This is a genomic window from Streptomyces sp. NPDC003943 (assembly GCF_053605265.1).
Genome location: NZ_JBSGIW010000099.1, coordinates 1 through 25116, shown reverse-complemented (window position 1 = coordinate 25116; position 25116 = coordinate 1). Strand labels below are relative to the sequence as shown.

Genomic DNA, 25116 nt, shown 5'->3' with positions numbered 1-25116 from the left:
AGGGCCACCGTGTGGCCACCGCGGCCGTCCGCCGTGGCGGAGGAACGATCAGGCGGCCGGCGGCGGCGTCGGGGCGCTCGGGCCCTCGTCCTTGTGGGCGAGCCGCTCGATGGCTTCCTTGGCCTTGCCGGTGCCGGACTCGATCTTGGCGCTGTACTTGCCCTTGGTCTTCTCGTCGACCACCCGGGCGGCCTTCTCCAGGCCGTGCTCCACCTTGTCGCCGTGCTCCTTGGCGAGGTCGGAGACCTTGTCCTTGGCGGGGCCGAGCCTGGCCTTCAGTGAATCCAGAAGACCCATTCGGTCACCATCCCTCCGCCGGACCCCTGCCGGGTCCGCGTTCCGTGCCGTGTGACTACTGGCGGGCGCTCTCGCCGGCCGGCTCGTTGTCGGCGGCCTCCTCGGCCGACTGCTGCTTGGGGATCTCGACGGGTTCGGCCACCTCGTCGGTGACCTCGCGGACCTCGGCGGACCCGGGAACCGCGGCTGCGTCGGATGCCTCGGGTGCCTCCTCCGCCGTGTCGACGGCGGTCACCGAAGCCCCGTCCGTCACCTTCGCCGTCCCCTCGGCACCGGCCTCGGTCCCGGTCGCGACCTCGTCCTTGTTCTTCCGGCGAAACAGCGCAAAAACTCCCATATCTGCTCCCTAGCGTACTCAGGGTCGTCATTCCGCAACAGGCAACGAAGGCGGATGAGGGCCGTCACGTAGCTCATTCGGGGACGCCCCGGGAGGTTTGGGAGACTGGGCACGTGAGAAGTGCAGCTCCCGCACCGCGGGTCATCGCCGTCGTCGGTCCCACTGCGGCCGGAAAGTCCGATCTGGGCGTCTTCCTCGCCCAGCAGCTCGGCGGCGAGGTCGTCAACGCCGACTCCATGCAGCTCTACCGGGGGATGGACATCGGCACCGCCAAACTGACGATGGAGGAACGCGGTGGTGTCCCGCACCACCTCCTCGACATCTGGGAGGTGACCGAGGCCGCCAGCGTCGCCGAGTACCAGCGGCTCGCCCGCGCCGAGATCGACCGGCTCCTCGCCGAGGGCCGCACCCCGATCCTGGTGGGCGGCTCCGGCCTGTACGTGCGCGGCGCCATCGACGTCCTCGACTTCCCCGGCACCGACCCGGAGGTCCGGGCCCGCCTGGAGGCCGAGCTGGAGGAGCGCGGCTCAGGCGTGCTGCACGCCCGCCTGGCTGCCGCCGACCCCGAGGCCGCCCGTGCGATCCTGCCCAGCAACGGCCGGCGCATCGTGCGCGCCCTGGAGGTCATCGAGATCACCGGCAAGCCGTTCACCGCCAACCTCCCCGGCCACGACTCCGTCTACGACACCGTGCAGATCGGCGTCGACGTCGCCCGCCCCGAGCTCGACGAGCGCATCGCCACCCGGGTCGACCGCATGTGGGAGGCCGGGCTCGTCGACGAGGTCCGCGCCCTGGAGGCGCGCGGCCTGCGCGAGGGGCGTACGGCCGCCCGCGCGCTCGGCTACCAGCAGGTGCTCGCGGCGCTCGCGGGGGAGTGCACCGACGACGAGGCCCGCGCCGAGACCGTGCGCGCCACCAAGCGCTTCGCCCGCCGCCAGGACTCGTGGTTCCGCCGCGACCCCCGGGTGCACTGGCTCAGCGGCGCCGCCGCGGACCGCGGGGAACTCCCGCGGAGGGCGCTGACGTTGGTCGAACGAGCGGTTACAGCCTGATCACGTGATGGCATCGGGACGTCATGCCCGTCATCTGGAGGGGCAGGGGCGTGCCATCATCGAGCATCGTCGAACGACCAAGTGGAATCCGAGTGGGGAGGGCGCGTGGCGATGGAGGCCGGCCCTCGCGACACGGAAGAGCAGGCCGCCGTCCGGGGTGAAGTCCCCGGTACGGCGCCGGGTCTGACGCCGGACGGGCCCGACCAGGCCGAGGGCAGCGCCGTCGAGGTGGACCCGGCCGAGGTCGAGGTGGAACTGCGCCCGCAGCGCCGCCTGCGGATCTGGCAGCTCGCCCCGATCGTCGCGCTCGCCGCCGTCGGCTCGCTGATGTTCGCCTTCCCGCTCGCCTTCGGCTCGGGCGACGGCGGCGCCGTCGTCGCCATGCTCGGCCTGCTGATCAGCTCCTGTGCGGCCGGCTGGGGCATGATGGCCGCCCGCCGCGTCGGCCACACCTGGCCGGGCCTGCCGGCCCGCGGCTCCACGGAGCGCCCCGACTGGCGCGCGCTCGCCCTGTACGTGTCGCTGAGCGCCCTCCTGGTCGCGCTCGCGGTCTGGCGCGTGGCGCGACTGCGCTGAGCGCCGCCGCTCCCCCCGGCTCCGGCCCGTACCGCTTCCCCGTCGCCGTACCGCTCCGTGGACCGTCGCGACCGCTGTCACAGCCGGACCGTAGAGTTGGTTCCGTGACCAGTGCGCAGACCTCGCCCCACTCCTTCCCGGCGCCCCTCGGCTTCCTGAAGGGGCACGGCACGGAGAACGACTTCGTGATCGTCCCCGACGCCGACAACGACGTGGACCTGCCTCCCGCCCTCGTCGCCCGGCTCTGCGACCGGCGGGCCGGCATCGGGGGCGACGGGGTGCTGCACGTGGTGCGCAGCGCCGCTCACCCGGACGCGCGGCACCTGGCCGACGAGGCCGAGTGGTTCATGGACTACCGGAACGCGGACGGCTCGGTCGCCGAGATGTGCGGCAACGGGGTGCGGGTCTTCGCCCGATACCTGGAGCACGCCGGGCACGTCACGGCCGGCGAGGTCGCCGTCGCCACCCGCGGCGGGGTCAAGCGGGTCCATCTCGACAAGGACGGCTCCGTGACCGTCCGTATGGGCCGCGCGGTGCTCCCGGAGGACGGCGTCACCGTCACCGTCGACGGCCGCAGCTGGCCCGCCCGCAACGTCAACATGGGCAACCCGCACGCCGTCGCCTTCGTCGAGGACCTCGCCCACGCGGGCACCCTGTACGACGAGCCGCCGTACGAGCCGGCCGCGGTCTACCCGGACGGCGTCAACATCGAGTTCGTCGCCGACCGCGGCCCCCGGCACGTCGCCATGCGCGTGCACGAGCGCGGCGCCGCCGAGACCCGCTCCTGCGGCACGGGCGCCTGCGCCGTCGCCGTCGCCACCGCCCGCCGGGACGGCGCCGACCCGGCCGAGTCCGGCGTCCCCGTCACGTACACCGTGGACGTGCTCGGCGGGACGCTCGTGATCACCGAGCACCCCGACGGCGAGATCGAGATGACGGGCCCCGCGGTCATCGTCGGCGAGGGCACCGTCGACCCGTCCTGGCTCACCGGCCACGCCTGAGCACCGAATGCCTCCGGGGGTCCCGAGGCTCTCCGGAGGCGCCGGAATCGAAACTGTCAACGACGGATTCGTCCCTCGAATGGGTGATCCCGTTCACGCTCGGCGAGAGCGGGACTGCGCCACGTGGTGGGGTCGGTAGCATCAAGCACCGGCCCACCGGGCACGCCTGCCCGGCTCTCCGCCGGTCGACGCCGCCGGAGGTGCCCCATGAGCGCAGAGGCCACCAACCCCGTGAGCGAGGCCGGGTCCGCCACCGGATCCGACGCTCCCGGCCGCAGACGAGGCCGCCCCAGGATCGATCTGCGCAGACTCGGCCGCGCCGCCCTGCTCGGCGCCACCGCCGGCCCCGGCACGCGCGACCGGCTGCCCGACGCCATCGGGCACGTCGCCGAGGCCCACCGCGCCCACCACCCCGACGCCGACCTGGCCGTGCTGCGCCGGGCCTACGTGCTCGCCGAGTCGTCCCACCGCGGCCAGATGCGCAAGAGCGGCGAGCCGTACATCACCCACCCGCTCGCGGTCACCCTGATCCTCGCCGAACTCGGCGCCGAGACCACGACGCTGACCGCCTCCCTGCTCCACGACACCGTCGAGGACACCGAGGTGACGCTCGACCAGGTGCGCCGCGAGTTCGGCGACGAGGTCGCCTATCTCGTCGACGGTGTCACCAAACTGGAGAAGGTCGACTACGGCGCCGCCGCCGAGCCCGAGACCTTCCGCAAGATGCTCGTCGCCACCGGCAACGACGTCCGCGTCATGTCGATCAAACTCGCCGACCGGCTGCACAACATGCGCACCCTCGGCGTGATGCGACCGGAGAAACAGGCCCGCATCGCCAAGGTCACCCGGGACGTCCTCATCCCGCTCGCCGAACGCCTCGGCGTCCAGGCCCTCAAGACCGAGCTGGAGGACCTCGTCTTCGCGATCCTCCACCCCGAGGAGTACGAGGCCACCCGCGCGCTCATCGCGCGCAACCCCGGCGCCGGCGACGCCCTCGCCGGCATCGCCGAACAGGTCTCCGCCGTGCTGCGCGAGGCCGGCATCACCGCCGAAGTCCTCGTCCGGCCCCGGCACTTCGTCTCCGTCCACCGGGTCCGGCTCAAGCGCGGCGAACTGCGCGGCCCCGACTTCGGCCGGCTGCTCGTCCTGGTCGGCGAGGACGCCGACTGCTACGCGGTCCTCGGCGAGCTGCACACCTGCTTCACCCCGGTGGTCTCCGAGTTCAAGGACTTCATCGCCGCGCCCAAGTTCAACCTCTACCAGTCGCTGCACACCGCCGTCGCCGCCCCCGACGGCGCCGTCGCCGAAGTCCTCATCCGCACCCACCGGATGCACAAGGTCGCCGAGGCCGGCGTGGTCGCCCTCGGCAACCCGTACGCGGCCCCCGACGGCCCCGAGAACCCGGCCGCCGGCACGGCCCCGGCGGCCGCAGCCGCCACGGCGGAGGACGGCGAGCGGGTCGACCCCACCCGGCCCGGGTGGCTCTCCCGGCTGCTCGACTGGCAGCAGTCCACCCCCGACCCCGACACCTTCTGGACCTCGCTGCGCGCCGACCTCGCCCAGGACCAGGAGATCACCGTCTTCCGCGTCGACGCCCCCGGCACGATCAGCCTGCCCGCCGGCGCCAGCTGCGTCGACGCCGCCTACGCCGAGCACGGCGAGGCCGCCCACAACTGTCTCGGGGCGCGGGTCAACGGCCGGCTCGCGCCGCTCAGCACCGTGCTCCACGACGGCGACACCGTGCAGCTCCTGCTCGCCCAGGACTCCTCCTCCGGGCCCTCCCCGCAGTGGCTCGACCACGCCCGCACCCCGGCCGCCCGGATCGCCATCACCGGCTGGCTCCAGGCCCACCCCGAAGCCGCCAGGCCCCCGGCCGCCGCGCCCCGGCCGCCCGTCAGCGTCACCGCCGACCGCCGCTCCGGCGCGGAGCTCCACGCCGATCTCCCGGAAGCGCCCTTCGTCCGGCCCGCGGGCTGCTGCACCCCCGTGCCCAACGACGCCATCACCGGCTTCGTCGTCCGCGGCGGCACCGTCACCGCCCACCGCACCGGCTGCGCCACCGCCGCCACCATGCGACGGCTCGGCCGCGAACCCGTCACCGTCCACTGGGGCGACACCGCCCAGTGCCGCGTCACCCTCCGCGCCGAGTCCTTCGGCCGGCCCGGCCTCCTCGCCGACCTCACCGAGGCCATCGCCGCCGAGGGCGCCGCCGTCGTCTCCGCCACCGTCGAACCCCCGAGCGAGCAGCGGGTCCGGCACACCTACACCCTCCAACTCCCGGACGCCGCCGGGCTGCCCGCGCTGATGAAGGCGATGCGGGACGTGCCGGGCGTGTACGACGTGACCCGGGCGCGGCAGGCGCGACCCCCGCGAAGCTGACCCCTTCGGGTGGCCGGCGTGCGCGCCGCCCCGGCCCGGCGGCCCCGCCCTGGTAGCCGTAACGCATGCCGCACCCCTCCCGCCCCTCACGGCCCTCCCGGTCGCCCCGCGCGCGCGTGCTGCGCTCCGCCGTCCTCGTCGCCCTCTCCGCCGGGCTCGTCGCCGCCGCCCTGCCCGCACCGCCGCCGCTGGGCGTCGGCGACCCGCTCTTCCCGCACCTGGGCAACCCCGGCTACGACGTCCTGTCGTACGACATCGACCTCACCTACCCGGGCCGCAACACCGAGCCGCTCGCCGGCGTCACCCGCGTCCAGGCCCTGGCCACCGCCGACCTGGAGCGGATCAACCTCGACTTCACCCACGGCACCGTCTCCAAGGTCACCGTCGACGGCGAGCCGGCCGCGTACACCACCAGCGACGAGGACCTGGTGATCACCCCGGCCCGGCCCGTGGAGCGGGGCGACACGCTCGACATCGCCGTCACCCACACCAGCGACCCGTCCGGCCCGGCCGACTCCGGCGGCTGGGTGCGCACCGGCGACGGCCTCGCCATGGCCAACCAGGCCGACGCCGCCCACCGGGTGTTCCCGTCCAACGACCACCCGGCCGACAAGGCGTACTTCACCTTCCGGATCACCGCCCCCGACCGCCTCACCGTCGTCGCCAACGGCCTGCCCGCCGACCGCGAGCAGCACGACGGCACCACCACGTGGACGTACAAGACCGTCCACCCCATGGCCACCGAACTCGCCCAGGTCTCCATCGGCGACTCGACCGTCGTGCGCCGCGAGGGCCCGCACGGCCTGCCCGTACGGGACGTCGTGCGCACCGCCGACCGGGAGGCGATGGAGCCCTGGCTGCGCCGCACGCCCGGCCACCTGGAGTGGATGGAGAGCCGCGTCGGCCCGTACCCCTTCGAGACCTACGGGATCCTCGTCGCCGACGCCGACACCGGCTTCGAGCTGGAGACCCAGACGCTCTCCCTCTTCGAGCGGGGCATCTTCACCGAGCCCGGCTACCCGACGTGGTACGTCGACTCGATCCTCGTCCACGAGCTGTCCCACCAGTGGTTCGGCGACAGCGTCTCGCCCCGCGCCTGGTCCGACCTGTGGCTGAACGAGGGGCACGCCACCTGGTACGAGGCCACGTACGCGGCGGAGCACGGCGGGCCGACCCTGGAGAAGCGGATGCAGGCCGCCTACGCGGCCTCCGACCAGTGGCGCGCGGACGGCGGACCGCCCGCCGCGCCGAAGCCGCCGGAGCCCGGCGAGAAGATCAGCCTGTTCCGGCCGGTGGTCTACGACGGCGCCGCGCTCGCGCTCTACGCCCTGCGCCACGAGATCGGCGACGACGCCTTCGGGCGGCTGGAGCGCCGCTGGGTGGCCGAGCACCGGGACGGCACGGCGACCACCGCCGACTTCGTCGCCCTGGCCGGCGAGGTCTCCGGGCACGACCAGACCGCCTTCATGCACGACTGGCTGTACGCGGCGAAGACCCCGCCCATGCCCGGGCACCCCGACTGGAAGAGCCGGGCCCCGCGGTGAAACCCGCGTGACGGGGCGTGCCCGGCCGTGTCACCATCTTCAGGTCGGCGGCGCGGCCGGGCCCGGGAATCCCCCGCGGGAAACCTCGGGGCCTCGGGAATTCTTTTCCGGCGTCACGCGTTGTGACCGGCGTAACGGATTTCTCTTCGACGTTAAGGATCAAATGACCTCCTCTTCATCCCCTTCCCAGGACGAGCAGAGCTTCGCGGAGAACCGCCGCACCGAGAGCCTTCGGGCCGATGCCCTGATGGAAGAGGACGTCGCCTGGAGCCACGAGATCGACGGAGAGCGGGACGGCGACCAGTTCGACCGCTCCGAGCGCGCGGCTCTCCGCCGTGTCGCGGGCCTCTCCACCGAGCTCGAGGACGTCACCGAGGTCGAGTACCGCCAGCTGCGCCTGGAGCGCGTCGTGCTGGTCGGTGTGTGGACCTCGGGGACGGTGCAGGACGCGGAGAACTCGCTCGCCGAGCTCGCTGCCCTCGCCGAGACGGCGGGTGCGCTCGTGCTCGACGGCGTGATCCAGCGCCGCGACAAGCCGGACCCGGCCACCTTCATCGGCTCGGGCAAGGCGCAGGAGCTGCGGGACATCGTGCTCGAGACCGGCGCCGACACCGTCGTCTGCGACGGCGAGCTCAGCCCCGGCCAGCTCATCGCCCTCGAGGACGTCGTCAAGGTCAAGGTGGTCGACCGGACCGCCCTGATCCTCGACATCTTCGCCCAGCACGCCAAGTCCCGAGAGGGCAAGGCCCAGGTCGCCCTCGCGCAGATGCAGTACATGCTGCCGCGACTGCGCGGCTGGGGTCAGTCGCTCTCCCGGCAGATGGGTGGCGGCGGCGGTGGCGGCATGGCCACCCGTGGTCCCGGTGAGACCAAGATCGAGACCGACCGGCGCCGGATCCGCGAGAAGATGGCGAAGATGCGCCGTGAGATCGCGGAGATGAAGACCGGCCGCGACATCAAGCGGCAGGAGCGGCGCCGTCACAAGGTGCCGTCGGTCGCCATCGCCGGATACACCAACGCCGGCAAGTCGTCCCTGCTCAACCGCCTCACGGGCGCGGGCGTGCTGGTGGAGAACGCGCTGTTCGCCACCCTCGACCCGACCGTCCGGCGGGCCGAGACGCCCTCCGGCCGGCTCTACACGCTGGCGGACACGGTCGGCTTCGTCCGGCATCTGCCCCACCACCTGGTCGAGGCGTTCCGTTCCACCATGGAGGAGGTCGCCGACGCCGACCTGATCCTGCACGTGGTCGACGGCTCGCACCCGGCTCCGGAGGAGCAGCTGGCGGCGGTGCGCGAGGTGTTCCGCGAGGTCGGCGCGCTGGACGTGCCGGAGATCGTCATCATCAACAAGGCGGACGCGGCCGACCCGCTGGTGCTCCAGCGGCTGCTGCGGATCGAGAAGCACTCGCTCGCCGTCTCCGCCCGCTCGGGCGAGGGCATCGAGCAGCTGCTCGGCCTGATCGACGCCGAGCTGCCGCGGCCGAAGGTCGAGATCGAGGTCCTCGTGCCGTACACGCAGGGCGGTCTCGTCTCGCGGGCGCACGCCGAGGGCGAGGTGATCTCCGAGGAGCACACCCCGGAGGGCACCCTGCTCAAGGCACGGGTGCACGAGGAACTGGCGGCGCTCCTCGCGCCGTACGTCCCCGCCGCGCACTGACACGTACACAGGCAGTGAAAAGGGCGCCGGCCGCCTCCCGCGAGGGAGACGGCCGGCGCCTTCGTCGTGTGTGACGAGCTGCTACGCGATCAGCGGGCGAACTTCTTGCTGATCATGTCGTGGGCCGCCTTCGCGCCCTGCCCGAGCTGCGGGCCGGCCAGCCAGCCGCGGCTGCCGGCCGGGCCGATCGAGGTGTTCGAGACCAGGGCGGTCTTGCCGTTCGGCATCACGTGGAACCAGCCGCCGCCGGACGAGCCGCCGGTCATCGTGCAGCCGATCCGGTACATGGTCGGCGTCACCGGAGCCGTGGTGAGCCGGGTCGGGCGGTCCAGGCACTTGTGCATGATCATGCCGTTGTACGGCGGCGCCGCCGGGTAGCCCCAGGCGCCGACCGTGCCGGCCTGCGCGGGCGAGGGCGCGGAGAAGTCGACGGGCAGCGCCGCGCCCACGGTCTCCTCGAGGGACTTGTGGCCCTTCGCCGGCTGGACGTGCAGGATGGCGTAGTCGTACGGCCACGCCTGGTTGGTGCCGCCGCTCTGGATCCACTGGCCGGAGGTCACGGCCCAGTCGGCCCAGTACTGGCCGTACGGGTAGACCTGGTACGGCTGCGCGTTCTGCAGCTGAGCCGGGGACTTGCCGAGGTCGTTGAAGGCCGGGACGAACATGATGTTGCGGTACCAGCCGCCGCGCTTGCCGGCGTGCACGCAGTGGCCGGCCGTCCACACCAGGTTGGACTTGCCGGGCCGGCGCGGGTCCTTCACGATCGTGCCGGAGCAGACCATGGAGCCCTCGGGCGAGTCGAAGAAGATCTTGCCGACCGGGGCCGCGTAGCGGTGGTACGGGGTCTTCTCACGCTGCGCGGTCACCGGGCGCGGCGTCGGGTCGGTGCCTCCGCTGGTCGCCTGCGCGGTGATCGTCGGGTCGGGGCTCTTGGCGGACTGCATCCGCGTCGGGTCCCACAGGCCGTCGATGACCGGGTTGACGAAGTCGTCGGCCTCGCGGAGCCAGGTCTCCTTGTCCCAGTTCTTCCACTCGCCGTCCTTCCACTTGTCGACGTCGACGCCGTGCTTCTTCAGCTTGTCGGCGACGCCCTTGGCGAGGTCGGAGGCGGAACCGGAGTCGGAGCCCGAGTCGCCGGTGGCGGCGGAGCTGCCGGCCGCCGGCTTGTCGGCGGGCTTGTCGGAGGCCGGGGTCTCGGTGGGGCCGCAGGCGGTGGCGGTCAGCGCGAGCGTCGCCGCCAGGGCCGTGAGGGCCGGCAGGAGTCGTATGGAACGCATGAGAGTTGGTGTCCCCCTGGGATTCGTTCGCGCGTCAGGCCGGCCCGGACACGGCCGCCACGGAGGGCCGCCGTCGGGTGCATTGCCATGGACGCGTCACTAGCGGTTGCACAGTATGCCCGCAACGAGCGGGCGGGACCGCACGGGCCCCGCCCGACCGCCCGTCACGAGCCGTCATCGGCCTTACTGGTTCGCGTACTTCTTGCTCATGCCGTCGTAGAGCGCCTTCGCCTCGGCGCCCAGTCGCGGGCCGGCCAGCCAGCCCGCCGTGACCGGGCCGATCGAGGTGTTCGACACCAGCGCCGGCTTGCCGTCCTGGCCCGTGGCCACCCAGCCGCCGCCGGACGAACCGCCGGTCATGGTGCAGCCGATCCGGTACATCGTCGGCTGCTCGGTCTTCACCGACAGCCGGCCCGGCTTGTCCGTGCACTGGTACATCAGCTGCCCGTCGAAGGGCTTGGCCGCCGGGAAACCGGTCGCCGTCATGTTCGCGATCTTCGGCACGGCAGGCGCGTTGAACTCCACCGGAAGCGCCGAACCGACCGTCTCCTCCAGCGACTTGCCCGAGCCGCCCTTCTCCGGCGTCACGTGCAGCACCGCGAAGTCGTACGGCGCGCCCTGGCCGCCGGTCTGGCCGCCCTGGTCGATCCACTGCTGCGAGGTCTGCGCCCAGTCGCTCCACCACACGCCGAGCGGAGCGATCTCGTCACGGGTCGCCTGCTCCAGGGCGGAGGCCGACTTGGCGTTGTTGTTGTACGACGGGACGAAGGCGATGTTGCGGTACCAGCCGCCCTTCTTGCCGGCGTGCACGCAGTGACCGGCCGTCCACACGAGGTTCGACTTGCCCGGGTGCGCCGGGTCCTGGACGACCGTCGCCGAGCAGACCATCGAGCCCTCGGGGCTGTCGAAGAACACCTTGCCGGAGGCGGGCGCGTTCTCGTGGTACGGCGCCGGCACGGCCTTCGCCTTCACCGGCGCCGGCGTCGGGTCCGTCACGCCCTTGTCACCGGAGATGTCCTCGGGATCGACCGGCTTGTCCGGACGCTGGGCGTCCCGCATCCGGTCCTTGTCCCACAGGCCCTCGATGATCGGGTTGACGTAGTCCTTGGCCTCACGCAGCCACTTGTCCCTGTCCCAGTTCTTCCATTCACCGCCCCGCCACTTGTCCATGTCGATCCCGTGCTCCTTCAGACGCTTCTTCAGGTCGTCCGGAATGTGGATCTTGCCGTCCGAGGTCGGGTTCGCGGAGGCGCTGGGCTGCTCACCCCCCGCGTTGTCCTCGGTCGGACCGCAGGCAGTCGCCGTCAGCGTCAGCGCCGCGACGGCGGATGCCGCTGCCAGCAGCGGACGAATCGATCGCATCTCGTGATCCCCCTGGGACTACGTCAACTTGTGCATCAGTGAACGGCGGAGGCACGCGGGGCCCACGCCGTGTGAAGCCCCCACTATGCCGGTGCCGGACGAGACGGTACGACCCAGGTCCGCGGTTCCCGCCCCCCGACGGCCGTTGCCATGCCGTGATCCCGCACCCCGCAAGGATCTTGACGCCCGCCCGTGATCCCCGGCAGGCCCGGTCGTTGGTACGTACGGGGGACGCAACGGAGGTCGTCAGGACGCCTGTCGGGGCGCGCCTGCAACGTACCGATGTGCAACGCAACCGTTACAGCGGGAGGACACCGAGCCGTGGCCGTGACCGAACCAGCTCCGGCCGTACCGCCGGGCGCGCGGAGGTGTGAGGAGCACCGCGTGCCCGGCGAAGGGGGCGCGCACGAGGGGATCCTGCGGCGCCAGGCGCAGCGCGAGTCCGCCGCACGCACCTATGCGCGCTCGCTGCCGATCGTCCCCGTCCGGGCCCGGGGACTCACCATCGAGGGCGCGGACGGCCGCCGTTACCTGGACTGCCTGTCCGGCGCCGGCACCCTGGCGCTCGGACACAACCACCCCGTCGTCCTCGAAGCCATCCGCAAGGTCCTCGAATCCGGCGCGCCGCTGCACGTCCTGGACCTCGCCACCCCGGTCAAGGACGCCTTCACCACCGAGCTGTTCGCCACCCTGCCCGGCAAGCTCGCCGAGGACGCCCGCATCCAGTTCTGCGGCCCGGCCGGCACCGACGCCGTCGAGGCCGCCCTCAAACTCGTCCGCACCGCGACCGGCCGCCGCGGCGTGCTCGCCTTCAGCGGTGCCTACCACGGCATGACCGCAGGCGCCCTCGACGCCTCCGGCGGCGCCGGCGACGTCCGCGTCGCCCGGCTGCCCTACCCCCGGGACTACCGCTGCCCGTTCGGCGTCGGCGGCGAGCGCGGCGCCGAACTCGCCGCCCGCTGGACCGAGGACATCCTCGACGACCCCAAGAGCGGCGTCCCCGCCCCGGCCGGGATGATCCTCGAACCCGTCCAGGGCGAGGGCGGGGTCATCCCCGCCCCGGACAGCTGGCTGCGCCGCATGCGCGCCCTCACCGAGGCCCGCGGCATCCCGCTGATCGCCGACGAGGTGCAGACCGGCGTCGGCCGCACCGGCGCCTTCTGGGCCGTCGAGCACAGCGGCGTCGTCCCCGACGTGATGGTCCTCTCCAAGGCCATCGGCGGCTCCCTGCCGCTCGCCGTCGTCGTCTACCGCAGCGAACTCGACGCCTGGGAGCCCGGCGCCCACGCGGGCACCTTCCGCGGCAACCAGCTCGCCATGGCCGCGGGCGCCGCCACCCTCGCGTACGTACGGGAGAACGGGCTCGCCGAACGGGCCGGCGTCCTCGGCGCCCGCATGCTCGGCCGGCTCCAGGGCCTCGCCGCCGCCCACCCCTGCGTCGGAGACGTGCGCGGCCGCGGCCTGATGATCGGCGTCGAACTCGTCGACCCGGAGGGCGCCGGCCAGGGCGACACCGCCCCGCCGCCCGACCCCGAGCTGGCCACCGCCGTCCAGCGCCAGTGCCTCGACCGCGGCCTCATCGTCGAACTCGGCGGCCGCCACAACGCGGTGGTCCGCCTGCTGCCCCCGCTCACCCTCACCGACGAGCAGGCGGCCGCCGTCCTCGACCGTTTCGCCGACGCCCTGGCCGCCGCCGAACGGACCCACCGCGCCCGGCCGCCCCGCTGAACCCCCGACCCGGCCCCCCACCCGGACCCCGACCGGCCCCTTCCCCCCTCCCAAGGAAGCCCCGTGAACCCCACTCCCGCCCCCACCGCCGAAACCTTCGGTATCGCCGTCGAGCCCACCGTCCCCCGGCAGTACGAGCACCGCGCCCTCGACCCGCTGGACGACCCGGACCCGGCGCGCGCCGCCGACGTCGCCGCCGTCGAGAACCTGCTGCGCTGCTGGGTGCGGGAGAACAACATCCCGGCCCCGGACGGCGGCACCCTGCGCGTCCCGCTCGACGCCGGCGGCACGGCCCTCCTCGTGCCCGTCCGCCACTGGTCCCGCACCGGCTGGCACCGCTTCGGCGCGCCCGCCCTCGAAGGGCTGCCGGCCACCGCCCCGGCCGTCGACGCCGTCACCCTCGCCGCCCTGCTCAGCCGCGAGACCGGCGGCTCGGGCGGCGCCGAGGGCACCGAACTCGTCGGCCGGGTCGCCGACTCCGCCCGCCGCACCGCCGACTTCATCGCCGCCCGCCGGCGCGACCCACGGCCCCGCCCCGACGCCGACCTCTTCCTCACCGCCGAACAGTCCCTGCTGCTCGGCCACCCCCTGCACCCCACCCCCAAGAGCCGCGAGGGCCTCTCCGAGTCCGAAGCCCGGCTCTACTCACCCGAGTTGCACGGCTCCTTCCCGCTGCACTGGATGGCCGTCGACACCACCGTCCTCGCCACCGACTCGGCCTGGACCGAACAGGGCCGCCCCGTCGCCGCGGCCCAGCTCACCGCCGGCCTCGCCGAGGGCCTCGAACTCCCCGCCGGCACCGCCGCCCTGCCCCTGCACCCCTGGCAGGCCCGCGAGCTGCGGCACCGCCCCGCCGTCGCCGCCCTCCTCGACGCCGGACTCCTCCACGACCTCGGCCCGTACGGCAGCCACTGGCACCCGACCTCCTCCGTGCGCACCGTGCACCGCCCCGGCGCCCGGGCCATGCTCAAGCTCTCCCTCGGCCTCCGGATCACCAACTCCCGCCGCGAGAACCTGCGCAAGGAGCTCCACCGCGGAGTCGAGGTGCACCGGCTGCTCCGCACCGGCCTCGTCGACCAGTGGCAGGCCGCCCACCCGGGCTTCGACATCGTCCGCGACCCCGCCTGGCTCGCCGTCGACACCCCCGACGGCGCGCCCGTGCCCGGCCTCGACGTCATGATCCGGCACAACCCCTTCACCGCCGGCGACGACGCCGTCTGCCTCGCCGCGCTCACCGCCCCGCGACCCTGGCCCGGCTCGACCCGGATGCGCTCCCGGCTCGCCGAGATCGTGCTGCGGCTCGCCGCACGCACCGGCCGCCCCGCCACGGCCGTCGCCGCCGAGTGGTTCCTGCGCTACCTCGACCTGGTCGTCCGCCCCGTCCTGTGGCTCGACGGCCAGGCCGGCATCGCCCTGGAGGCCCACCAGCAGAACACCCTGGTGCTGCTCGACCCCGACGGCTGGCCCGTCGGCGGCCGCTACCGCGACAACCAGGGCTACTACTTCCGCGAGTCCCGCCGCGAGGAGCTGACGAACCGCCTGCCCGGCATCGGCTCCGTCAGCGACACCTTCGTCTCCGACCAGGTCACCGACGAGCGCTTCGCCTACTACCTCGGCATCAACAACGTGTTCGGCCTGATCGGTGCCTTCGGCTCCCAGCAGCTCGCCGACGAGCGCGTCCTGCTCGCCGCCCTGCGCAGCTTCCTCACCGGCGCGACCGCGCTCGGCTCCCCGCTGCCGCACCGGCTCCTGGAGGCCTCGACCCTGCGCTGCAAGGCCAATCTGCTCACCCGGCTGCACGGCCTGGACGAGCTCGTCGGCCCGGTCGACACGCAGTCCGTGTACGTCACCATCACCAACCCGCTGCGCGGCTGAACCCACGCCGACCGCGCACGCCCCGTCCCCCTGTCCCCGTCCACCCACCGAGAGGAGCGCACCCCCGTGCCTCCCACCGAAGCCCACCCGGCGCACCCCGACGCCGACAGGCATGCGGACGCGCATGCCGACGTGCGTACCGATACGCGTGCCGACACGCAGGCCGACACGCATGCCGACACGCATGCCGACACGCGTGCGCGCCCCGGTGCCGATCTGGCCGCCGACGACACCCTGGACCTCCACCTGCCCGCGGACTTCCTCGCCCTCCTCGCCGCCGGTGAGCGGCCCGCGGACGGTCCCGCCGACGCCGGCGACCTGCTCGACGAGCTCGCCGACTGGGCGCCCGCCGACACCCCGGCCGGCAGCTTCCGGCTCGAACCCGTCCGGCTCGACCGCGATCTGGCGCTCGTCGCCCGCTGGATGAACGACCCCGCCGTCGCCGCCTTCTGGGAACTCGAAGGCCCCGACAGCGTCACCGGCGACCACATCCGGGCCCAGCTCGACGGCGACGGCCGCAGCGTGCCCTGCCTCGGCGTCCTCGACGGCACCCCCATGAGCTACTTCGAGATCTACCGCGCCGACCTCGACCCGCTCGCCCGGCACTATCCGGCCCGCCCGCACGACACCGGCATCCACCTCCTCGTCGGAGGCGTCGCCGACCGCGGCCGCGGCCTCGGTACGACCCTGCTGCGCGCCGTCGCCGACCTGATCCTCGTCCACCGGCCCCGCTGCACCCGGGTCCTCGCCGAGCCCGACCTGCGCAACACCCCGTCCGTGGCCGCCTTCCTCGGCGCCGGCTTCCGCCTCTCCGCGGAGGTCGACCTGCCCGGCAAGCGCGCCGCGCTCATGGTCCGCGACCGCGCCCTGCGCCACCTGCTGTGACCCTGCGCCACTGACGCCGCGCCACTGACCCCGCGCCACCGGCTCCACCCCCGACTCTGCACACCCACACCTCACCTCCCACCGCCCACCCACAGCGGTCCCACCCCGAGGAGTCCCCGTGTCGACGTCCCCAGCACCGCTCGACTCCGCAGCGCCCGACCCGACGGCCCTCTACGGTCCGCCCGAGCTCAACCCGGACGCCTGGACCCGGGCCGGCGCCCGGCTGCTCGCCAAGGCCGTCGCCGAGTTCGCGTACGAGGAGATCGTCCGGCCCCGGCCGGCCGCCGCCACCCCCACGGCCCCGGAGAGCGGACCCGGCCGCTACACGCTCACCCTCGACGACGGCGGCATCCTCGCCTTCACCGCCCGCCGCGGCGCCTACGACAGCTGGCGGGTCGACCCCGGCTCACTCACCCTCGACGGCCGGCCCGCCACCGACCCGCTCGACTTCCTGGTCCGCGCCCACCGCCTGCTCCGCCTCGACGGCGCCACCCTCGGGCACCTCATCCGCGAGCTCACCACCACCCTCGCCGCCGACGCCCGCCTCGACCAGACCGCCCTGCCCGCCGCCCGCCTCGCCGAACTCGGCTACGCCGAGCTCGAAGGCCACCAGACCGGCCACCCCTGGCTCGTCCTCAACAAGGGCCGGATCGGCTTCTCCGCCACCGACGCCGCCCGCTGGGCGCCCGAGGCCCGCCGCCCCGTCCGGCTGCCGTGGATCGCGGTCAGCAGCCGCATCGCCGCCTACCGGGGAGTGACCGGACTCGCCACCCCCGACCAGCTCTACGCGCGCGAACTCGACCCCGGGGTCCGCGAGCGCTTCCACACCGTGCTGCGCGACCGCGGCCTCGACCCCGACGCCTACCTCCTGCTGCCCGTCCATCCCTGGCAGTGGGACGAGGTCCTCCTCCCGCTCTACGCCCCCGCCGTCGCCGCCGGCGCGATCGTCCCGCTCTCCGCCGACGGCGACCTGCGGCTGCCGCAGCAGTCCGTCCGCACCTTCCTCAACACCAGTCGCCCCGACCGGCACACCGTCAAACTCCCCCTCTCCGTCCTCAACACCCTCGTGTGGCGCGGTCTTCCCACCGAGCGCACCCTCGCCGCGCCCGCCGTCACCGCCTGGGTGCACGGGCTGCGCGACGCCGACCCCTTCCTGCGCGACGAGTGCGGCGTGATCCTGCTCGGCGAGGTCGCCTCCGTCACCGTCGAGCACCCGCTGTACGACCGGCTGCCGGAAGTCCCGTACCAGTACAAGGAGCTCCTCGGCGCGATCTGGCGCGAGCCGCTGCGGCTGCCCCCGGGCGAACGCGCCCGCACCCTCGCCTCGCTGCTGCACACCGACCCGGCCGGCCGCGCCTTCGCCGCCGAGCTGGTCGAGCGCTCCGGGCTCACCCCGCGGGCCTGGCTGCAGCGCCTCTTCGCCGCCCTGCTGCCGCCGCTGCTGCACTTCCTCTACCAGTACGGCACGGTGTTCTCCCCGCACGGCGAGAACGCCATCGTCGTCTACGACGACCGGGACGTGCCCGTCCGCCTGGCGATCAAGGACTTCGTCGACGACGTGAACACCAGCGCCGTGCCGCTGCCCGAGCACGCCACGATGCCGGACGAGGTGCGGGCCGTGCTCCTCACGGAGGAGCCCGACTTCCTCACCCAGTTCATCCATTCGGGTCTGTTCGTGGGCGTCTTCCGCTACCTCGCCCCGCTGTGCGAGGAGCAACTGGGCGTCCCGGAGGAGGAGTTCTGGACCCTGGTGCGCGCCGAGATCCTCCGCCACCAGGCGCGCTTCCCGGAGCTGAAAGAACGCTTCGAGCTGTTCGACCTGCTCGTGCCGCGGATCGAGCGCCTCTGTCTCAACCGCAACCGGCTCCACCTGGACGGCTACCGCGACCGCCCCCGGCGGCCCCACGCCGCCGTCCACGGGACCGTACCGAACCCGCTCGCCTGACCCGCTCGCCTGACCGGCTCGGGTGATCACTCGGGGATGGCCGGGACGGCTCCGGCTGTCAGTGCCGACCCGTAGGCTGGGAGGGCTATGACGAAGCCATCCCTCCCCGATCTCCTCCACGCCGCCGTCTCCGCCGTCGGCGGTGTGGAGCGCCCCGGCCAGGTCACCATGGCCGAGGCAGTGGCCGAGGCCATCGACGACGGTTCGCACCTGCTCGTCCAGGCCGGCACCGGCACCGGAAAGTCCCTCGGCTATCTCGTGCCCGCCCTGGCGCACGGGGAGAGAGTGGTGGTGGCGACGGCGACGCTGGCGCTCCAGCGCCAGCTCGTCGAGCGCGACCTGCCGCGCACGGTCGAGTCGCTCCATCCGCAGCTGCGCCGCCGCCCCGAGTTCGCCATGCTCAAGGGCCGGTCGAACTATCTGTGCCTGCACCGGCTCCACGAGGGCGTGCCGCAGGACGAGGAGGACGGCCTCTTCGACCCCTTCGAGGCGGCCGCCCCCACCAGCAAGCTCGGCCAGGACCTGCTGCGGCTGCGGGACTGGTCCGACGAGACGGAGACCGGCGACCGGGACGACCTCACGCCGGGCGTCTCCGACCGGGCCTGGGCCCAGGTGTCGGTCTCCTCGCGCGAGTGCCTGGGCGCGAGCAAGTGCGCGTACGGGCCGGAGTGCTTCGCCGAGGCGGCCCGCGAGCGCGCCAAGCTCGCCGAGGTCGTCGTCACCAACCACGCGCTGCTCGCCATCGACGCGATCGAGGGCGCCCCGGTGCTGCCGCAGCACGAGGTGCTGATCGTCGACGAGGCCCATGAGCTGGTCTCCCGGGTCACCGGTGTCGCCACCGGCGAGCTCACCCCGGGCCAGGTCAACCGGGCGGTGCGGCGCGCGGCGAAGCTGGTCGACGAGAAGGTGGCCGACGCGCTGCAGACCGCGGCCGAAGGCTTCGAGAAGCTGATGGAGCTGGCCCTGCCGGGCCGCCTGGAGGAGATCCCCGAGGACCTCGGCTATGCGCTGATGGCGCTCCGCGACGCCTCCCGCGCGGTGATCACCGCGCTCGGCTCCACCCGGGACCGCTCGGTGCAGGACGAGGACGCCGTGCGCAAGCAGGCCCTGGCCTCCGTGGAGACGGTGCACGGGGTCGCGGAGCGGATCACCCAGGGCTCGGAGTGGGACGTCGTCTGGTACGAGCGGCACGACCGCTTCGGCGCCTCGCTGCGGGTCGCACCGATGAGTGTCTCGGGGCTGCTGCGGGAGAAGCTGTTCGCGGACCGCTCGGTCGTGCTGACCTCCGCCACCCTCAAGCTGGGCGGCGACTTCAACGGCGTGGGCGCCTCGCTCGGCCTGGCGCCGGAGGGCACCCAGGGCGACGACCTGCCCGTGTGGAAGGGCATCGACGTCGGCTCGCCCTTCGACTATCCGAAGCAGGGCATCCTCTATGTCGCCAAGCATCTGAACCGGCCCGCCAGGGACGGCGAGCGGGGCGACATGCTGGACGAGCTGACCGAGCTCATGCAGGCGGCCGGCGGCCGCACGCTCGGCCTCTTCTCCTCGATGCGGGCCGCCCAGCAGGCGGCCGAGGAGCTGCGCGGCCGGATCCCCGAGCTGCCGATCCTGCTGCAGGGCGAGGACACCCTCGGCGAGCTGATCAAGAACTTCGCCGCCGACCCGAAGACCTGCCTCTTCGGCACGCTCTCCCTCTGGCAGGGCGTGGACGTGCCGGGGCCCAGCTGCCAGCTCGTCGTCATGGACAAGATCCCGTTCCCGCGTCCGGACGACCCGCTGATGAGCGCCCGGCAGAAGGCGGTCGAGGAGGCCGGCGGCAACGGCTTCATGGCCGTGGCGGCCACGCACGCGGCGCTGCTGATGGCTCAGGGCGCCGGCCGTCTCGTCCGGGCGACGGGCGACCGAGGAGTGGTCGCCGTGCTCGACCCGCGGCTGGCCACGGCCCGGTACGGCAGCTATCTGAAGGCTTCGCTGCCGGACTTCTGGTACACGACGGACCGCAACCAGGTGAGGAAGTCGCTGTCGGCGATCGACGCGGCGGCCAGGGCGGCGGAGGCGTGAGCGGTCCGGCGGAGGCGTAGGCGGCCCGGCCGGGGCCCTGGACACACAGCGGGGCCCCGGGACCGGCGCAGGGGGTCCCGGGGCCCCGGTTCAGGGCCGGCGAGGCGGCGTCACACCCGTCGCAGCACGGCGACGACCTTGCCGAGGATGGTGGCCTCGTCGCCGGGGATCGGCTGGTACGCAGCGTTGTGCGGCAGCAGCCAGACGTGGCCGTCCTCGCGCTTGAAGCGCTTGACCGTGGCCTCACCGTCGAGCATGGCGGCCACGATGTCACCGTTCTCCGCGACGGGCTGGCGGCGGACCGTGACCCAGTCGCCGTCACAGATGGCGGCCTCGATCATGGAGTCGCCGACCACCTTGAGGACGAACAGCTCGCCGTCACCGACCAGCTGCCGGGGGAGCGGGAAGACGTCCTCGACCGACTCCTCGGCCAGGATGGGGCCACCGGCCGCGATCCGGCCCACCAGGGGGACGTAGGAGGCGGCGGGCTTGCCGGTGGTGTCGGTCGGCTGCGTGCTGGGCTGGTCGGAGCCGCGCACCTCGTACGCCCGGGGCCGGTGCGGGTCGCGGCGGAGGAAGCCCTTGCGCTCGAGGGCCATCAGCTGGTGTGCCACGGAGGAGGTGCTGGAGAGGCCGACGGCCTGGCCGATCTCCCGCATCGACGGCGGGTACCCACGGCGCTGTACGGAGTCGCGGATGACCTCGATCACCCGGCGCTGGCGGTCGGTGAGGCCGGAACTGTCGGCCCTGATGCCGGGAGGTCGTCCGGGAAGGGAGCGCGCGGGGCGGCCTGGCTCCCCCTCCCCGTTCATGACGGTGTCGTTCATCGCGTGCACCGGCTCGAATCGGCCCTGGGAGCGGTCCTGGGCGGTGATGGTGGCACTGTCTGCGGTGGTGGTCACGTCGGCGGCCCCTCTCGAATGGTCTCCCTGGCTGGCACAACGGTAGTAGCTTTCGAAAGGTTGCGCCAAACACACGTTCGAGTGAAAATTCGCAGTTCGCCTTACGTGCATGCGTGCGTAGGTGTATGGGCGTGCCCAGGGTGCCGCGGGACCCCGGCCGACCCCTGTCGCAAAACGGTCATTACGGTAGTCTTCGGGGTCGGTTCCGAGCGCGCCCGGCCGCCCCTCCAGTGTCGCACCGGCGACCCCGGCGTCGGCGCCGCCGCGCCCTTCCCGTACCTTTGTGGCCGGCTTCCCGGCCGGGCGGATGCGCGACACGCGCAGGGCCCCGAAATGCCGCCACCCCCAAGATCTAGTGGTTGGATGGCATCAGCCACCCATAAGTAGTGGTCCCTGGTCTGTCGGGGGTCCTCGTATCGCCTATGCTGGTGGTCGCTTCGAGGGGCCTTGACGGCCCCGCCGGGGCTATTCAGTCGTGCCATGAGGGAGGGTCGGAACACCATGCACTGCCCCTTCTGCAGGCACCCCGACAGCCGTGTCGTCGACAGTCGCACCACAGACGACGGGACGTCGATCCGACGCCGCCGCCAGTGCCCCGACTGCTCCCGTCGTTTCACGACGGTCGAGACGTGCTCGCTCATGGTGGTGAAGCGGTCCGGAGTCACCGAGCCCTTCAGCCGTACCAAGGTCATCTCCGGCGTGCGCAAGGCGTGCCAGGGGCGGCCGGTCACCGAGGACGCCCTCGCCAAGCTCGGCCAGCGGGTCGAGGAGGCGGTGCGCGCCACCGGGAGCGCCGAGCTGACCACCCACGACGTGGGTCTGGCCATCCTCGGCCCGCTGCAGGAGCTCGACCTCGTCGCGTACCTGCGTTTCGCATCCGTTTACAAGGCTTTCGACAGCCTCGAAGACTTCGAGGCCGCCATCGCGGAGCTCCGCGAGCGGCCTCCCGCCGGCGGCGGGACCGGAGCGACCCCCGAGGTCCCCGTGCCCGTCCCCGCCACCGCCGCCGACTGACCGGCGGTCCGGACCGGTCACGGTCCGGCGACCGGCCGTCGTGCGGCCGGAACAAGACCTGCCCCGAGCGGCCCCGCGGTCCCGTGAGGCGTTCGTGGCAACAGCAGTAACTGACAGCAGTACAGAAACCAGAGCCCTGGAATTTTCCAGGCGCTCCACGGTGTTTTGCCCGTATATGGGAGGCGGCATGACAGAGACGGCGAGCGGTCCGGCACGTGGTTCCCGCGCCAAGGGAGCCAAGGCGGCGAGCAAGGGCCTGCGTATCGAGCGCATCCACACCACCCCCGGCGTGCATCCGTACGACGAGGTGGCCTGGGAGCGCCGTGACGTCGTCATGACCAACTGGCGCGACGGCTCGATCAACTTCGAGCAGCGCGGCGTCGAGTTCCCCGACTTCTGGTCGGTGAACGCGGTCAACATCGTCACCAGCAAGTACTTCCGCGGGGCCGTCGGCACCCCGCAGCGCGAGACCGGCCTCAAGCAGCTGATCGACCGGATCGTGAAGACGTACACGAAGGCCGGTGAGGACTACGGCTACTTCGCGTCGCCCGCGGACGCCGAGATCTTCGAGCACGAGCTGACGTACGCCCTCCTGCACCAGATCTTCAGCTTCAACTCGCCGGTCTGGTTCAACGTCGGCACCCCGCAGCCCCAGCAGGTCTCCGCCTGCTTCATCCTGTCCGTCGACGACTCCATGGAGTCGATCCTCGACTGGTACAAGGAAGAGGGCATGATCTTCAAGGGCGGCTCCGGCGCCGGCCTGAACCTCTCCCGCATCCGCTCCTCCAAGGAGCTCCTCTCCTCCGGCGGCAACGCCTCCGGCCCGGTCTCCTTCATGCGCGGCGCCGACGCCTCCGCCGGCACGATCAAGTCGGGCGGCGCCACCCGCCGCGCGGCCAAGATGGTCGTGCTCGACGTGGACCACCCGGACGTCGAGGACTTCATCGCCACCAAGGTGAAGGAGGAGGAGAAGATCCGCGCCCTGCGCGACGCGGGCTTCGACATGGACCTGGGCGGCGACGACATCACGTCCGTCCAGTACCAGAACGCCAACAACTCGGTCCGCGTGAACGACGAGTTCATGACCGCCGTCGAGAACGGCACCGAGTTCGGCCTGCGCGCCCGCATGACCGGCGAGGTCATCGAGAAGGTCGACGCCAAGGCGCTCTTCCGCAAGCTGGCCGAGGCCGCGTGGGCCTGCGCCGACCCGGGCATCCAGTACGACGGTGTGATCAACCACTGGCACACCTGCCCCGAGTCCGGCCGCATCACCGCGTCCAACCCGTGCAGCGAGTACATGCACCTGGACAACACGTCCTGCAACCTCGCCTCGCTGAACCTGATGAAGTTCCTCCAGGACGACGGCAAGGGCAACCAGTCCTTCGACGTCGAGCGCTTCGCCAAGGTCGTCGAGCTCGTCATCACCGCGATGGACATCTCCATCTGCTTCGCCGACTTCCCGACCCAGAAGATCGGCGAGAACACCCGCGCCTTCCGCCAGCTGGGCATCGGCTACGCCAACCTCGGCGCCCTGCTGATGGCCACCGGCCACGCGTACGACTCCAACGGCGGCCGCGCGCTCGCCGCGTCCATCACCTCGCTGATGACCGGCACCGCGTACAAGCGCTCCGCCGAGCTGGCCGGCGTCGTCGGCCCGTACGACGGCTACGCCCGCAACGCCGAGCCGCACCAGCGCGTCATGAAGCAGCACGCCGACGCCAACGCCGCCGCCGTCCGCATGGACGACCTCGACACCCCGGTGTGGGCCGCGGCCACCGAGGCCTGGCAGGACGTCCTGCGCCTCGGCGAGAAGAACGGCTTCCGCAACTCCCAGGCATCCGTCCTCGCCCCGACCGGCACCATCGGTCTGGCGATGTCCTGCGACACCACCGGTGTCGAGCCGGACCTGGCCCTGGTCAAGTTCAAGAAGCTCGTCGGCGGCGGCTCGATGCAGATCGTCAACGGCACCGTCCCGCAGGCCCTGCGCCGCCTGGGCTACCAGGAGGAGCAGATCGAGGCGATCGTCGCGCACATCTCCGAGCACGGGAACGTCATCGACGCGCCCGGCCTGAAGACCGAGCACTACGAGGTCTTCGACTGCGCGATGGGCGAGCGCTCCATCTCCCCGATGGGCCACGTCCGCATGATGGCCGCGATCCAGCCGTGGATCTCCGGCGCCATCTCCAAGACGGTCAACATGCCGGAGACGGCGACCGTCGAGGAGGTCGAGGAGATCTACTTCGAGGCGTGGAAGCTCGGCGTCAAGGCGCTCGCGATCTACCGCGACAACTGCAAGGTCGGCCAGCCGCTCTCCGCCAAGAAGAAGGAGGACGAGAAGGCCGAGGTCACCGCGAAGTCCGAGGCGACGATCCGCGAGGCCGTCGAGAAGGTCATCGAGTACCGCCCGGTCCGCAAGCGCCTCCCGAAGGGCCGCCCGGGGATCACCACCTCCTTCACGGTCGGCGGTGCCGAGGGCTACATGACCGCCAACTCCTACCCGGACGACGGTCTCGGCGAGGTCTTCCTCAAGATGTCCAAGCAGGGCTCGACCCTCGCCGGCATGATGGACGCCTTCTCCATCGCGGTCTCCGTGGGTCTGCAGTACGGCGTGCCGCTGGAGACGTACGTCTCGAAGTTCACCAACATGCGCTTCGAGCCGGCCGGCATGACGGACGACCCGGACGTGCGGATGGCGCAGTCGATCGTCGACTACATCTTCCGCCGCCTGGCGCTCGACTTCCTGCCCTTCGAGACCCGCTCGGCGCTCGGCATCCACTCCGCCGAGGAGCGCCAGCGCCACCTGGAGACCGGTTCGTACGAGCCGGCGGACGACGAGGTCGACGTCGAGGGCCTGGCCCAGTCCGCCCCGCGCGCCCAGGAGCTGAAGGCCGTCGCCGCGCCCAAGGCCGAGGCCGAGGAGGCGAAGCCCGCCGCGAAGCAGGCGCACACCAACGCCGAGCTCGTCGAGATGCAGCTCGGTGTCAGCGCCGACGCCCCGCTGTGCTTCTCCTGCGGCACGAAGATGCAGCGCGCCGGCTCCTGCTACATCTGCGAGGGCTGCGGCTCGACCAGCGGTTGCAGCTGAGCGACTGAAGGCTGAATGAGAGAAGGGGGCCGGCCCGGGGGCCGGGGCCCGGCTGGCTGTGTGTAGGGGGGGGGGGGTGTCGCGCCGGGTCCCGTGAGGGGCGCCCCAGTTTTAACAGCGGCCCACGAGAGGCCGAAGG

18 protein-coding genes are annotated in these 25116 nt (G+C 72.6%); 13 read left to right on the top strand and 5 right to left on the bottom strand.

What is annotated here, in order from left to right; translation table 11 throughout:
- Positions 1-48 precede the first annotated feature (48 nt).
- Together ACWEV0_RS30515 and ACWEV0_RS30510 are read right to left on the bottom strand one after the other, a co-directional pair.
- Entirely contained in the window at positions 49-297 is a 249-nt protein-coding gene (locus ACWEV0_RS30515) for an antitoxin (RefSeq protein ID WP_453152903.1), read from the bottom strand.
- A gap of 55 nt (positions 298-352) precedes the next feature.
- Positions 353-634 carry a hypothetical protein gene (locus tag ACWEV0_RS30510; RefSeq protein ID WP_453152902.1) on the bottom strand — a complete coding sequence of 94 codons (282 nt, stop codon included), beginning with the start codon at positions 632-634 and terminating at the stop codon, positions 353-355.
- A gap of 113 nt (positions 635-747) precedes the next feature.
- Here ACWEV0_RS30510 and miaA point away from each other — a divergent pair, with 113 nt between their 5' ends.
- The 6 genes from miaA (at position 748) to hflX (ending at position 8843) form a co-directional block, all read left to right on the top strand.
- Positions 748-1686: a tRNA (adenosine(37)-N6)-dimethylallyltransferase MiaA gene (gene miaA / locus ACWEV0_RS30505; protein WP_453152901.1), complete on the top strand. Its 939-nt coding sequence runs from the start codon at positions 748-750 to the stop codon at positions 1684-1686.
- A 111-nt stretch (positions 1687-1797) separates the two neighbouring features.
- Positions 1798-2262 carry a hypothetical protein gene (locus ACWEV0_RS30500; RefSeq protein WP_403799283.1) on the top strand — a complete coding sequence of 155 codons (465 nt, stop codon included), beginning with the start codon at positions 1798-1800 and terminating at the stop codon, positions 2260-2262.
- Between the two features lie 104 nt (positions 2263-2366).
- Positions 2367-3263: a diaminopimelate epimerase gene (gene dapF / locus ACWEV0_RS30495; protein WP_453152900.1), complete on the top strand. Its 897-nt coding sequence runs from the start codon at positions 2367-2369 to the stop codon at positions 3261-3263.
- Positions 3264-3470: 207 nt separating this feature from the next.
- A complete protein-coding gene (locus ACWEV0_RS30490; RefSeq protein ID WP_453152899.1) occupies positions 3471-5642 on the top strand; it encodes a RelA/SpoT family protein in 2172 nt (723 codons plus the stop codon).
- A 65-nt stretch (positions 5643-5707) separates the two neighbouring features.
- Positions 5708-7186: a M1 family metallopeptidase gene (locus ACWEV0_RS30485; protein ID WP_453152898.1), complete on the top strand. Its 1479-nt coding sequence runs from the start codon at positions 5708-5710 to the stop codon at positions 7184-7186.
- A 163-nt stretch (positions 7187-7349) separates the two neighbouring features.
- Positions 7350-8843 carry a GTPase HflX gene (hflX, locus tag ACWEV0_RS30480; protein ID WP_453152897.1) on the top strand — a complete coding sequence of 498 codons (1494 nt, stop codon included), beginning with the start codon at positions 7350-7352 and terminating at the stop codon, positions 8841-8843.
- 89 nt (positions 8844-8932) lie between these two features.
- Here the strand turns inward: hflX and ACWEV0_RS30475 are convergent, their stop codons facing one another.
- Complete coding sequence (locus tag ACWEV0_RS30475; protein WP_453152896.1) at positions 8933-10120, bottom strand: trypsin-like serine peptidase; 1188 nt, start codon at positions 10118-10120, stop codon at positions 8933-8935.
- Positions 10121-10303: 183 nt separating this feature from the next.
- Complete coding sequence (locus tag ACWEV0_RS30470; protein ID WP_453152894.1) at positions 10304-11482, bottom strand: trypsin-like serine peptidase; 1179 nt, start codon at positions 11480-11482, stop codon at positions 10304-10306.
- 321 nt (positions 11483-11803) lie between these two features.
- Between ACWEV0_RS30470 and ACWEV0_RS30465 the strand changes: the two genes are divergently transcribed.
- The 5 genes from ACWEV0_RS30465 (at position 11804) to ACWEV0_RS30445 (ending at position 19976) form a co-directional block, all read left to right on the top strand.
- Positions 11804-13210 (top strand): diaminobutyrate--2-oxoglutarate transaminase family protein, encoded by a 1407-nt coding sequence (locus ACWEV0_RS30465; RefSeq protein WP_453152893.1) that lies wholly within the window; start codon positions 11804-11806, stop codon positions 13208-13210.
- A 102-nt stretch (positions 13211-13312) separates the two neighbouring features.
- Positions 13313-15085, top strand: a complete 1773-nt coding sequence (locus ACWEV0_RS30460; protein WP_453152904.1) for an IucA/IucC family protein — start codon at positions 13313-13315, stop codon at positions 15083-15085.
- A 66-nt stretch (positions 15086-15151) separates the two neighbouring features.
- On the top strand, positions 15152-15970 hold the full coding sequence (locus ACWEV0_RS30455) for a GNAT family N-acetyltransferase (RefSeq protein WP_453152892.1): 819 nt from the start codon (positions 15152-15154) through the stop codon (positions 15968-15970).
- 118 nt (positions 15971-16088) lie between these two features.
- Entirely contained in the window at positions 16089-17915 is a 1827-nt protein-coding gene (locus ACWEV0_RS30450) for an IucA/IucC family protein (RefSeq protein ID WP_453152891.1), read from the top strand.
- Between the two features lie 87 nt (positions 17916-18002).
- Positions 18003-19976 (top strand): ATP-dependent DNA helicase, encoded by a 1974-nt coding sequence (locus tag ACWEV0_RS30445; protein WP_453152890.1) that lies wholly within the window; start codon positions 18003-18005, stop codon positions 19974-19976.
- Between the two features lie 110 nt (positions 19977-20086).
- On the opposite strand, the gene lexA is transcribed toward ACWEV0_RS30445, so the two are convergent.
- Positions 20087-20878 carry a transcriptional repressor LexA gene (gene lexA, locus ACWEV0_RS30440; RefSeq protein ID WP_389207910.1) on the bottom strand — a complete coding sequence of 264 codons (792 nt, stop codon included), beginning with the start codon at positions 20876-20878 and terminating at the stop codon, positions 20087-20089.
- Positions 20879-21379: 501 nt separating this feature from the next.
- Here lexA and nrdR point away from each other — a divergent pair.
- On the top strand, positions 21380-21892 hold the full coding sequence (gene nrdR, locus ACWEV0_RS30435) for a transcriptional regulator NrdR (RefSeq protein WP_403799286.1): 513 nt from the start codon (positions 21380-21382) through the stop codon (positions 21890-21892).
- Between the two features lie 187 nt (positions 21893-22079).
- Positions 22080-24977 carry a vitamin B12-dependent ribonucleotide reductase gene (locus tag ACWEV0_RS30430; RefSeq protein ID WP_453152888.1) on the top strand — a complete coding sequence of 966 codons (2898 nt, stop codon included), beginning with the start codon at positions 22080-22082 and terminating at the stop codon, positions 24975-24977.
- The last annotated feature ends 139 nt before the right edge of the window (positions 24978-25116 follow it).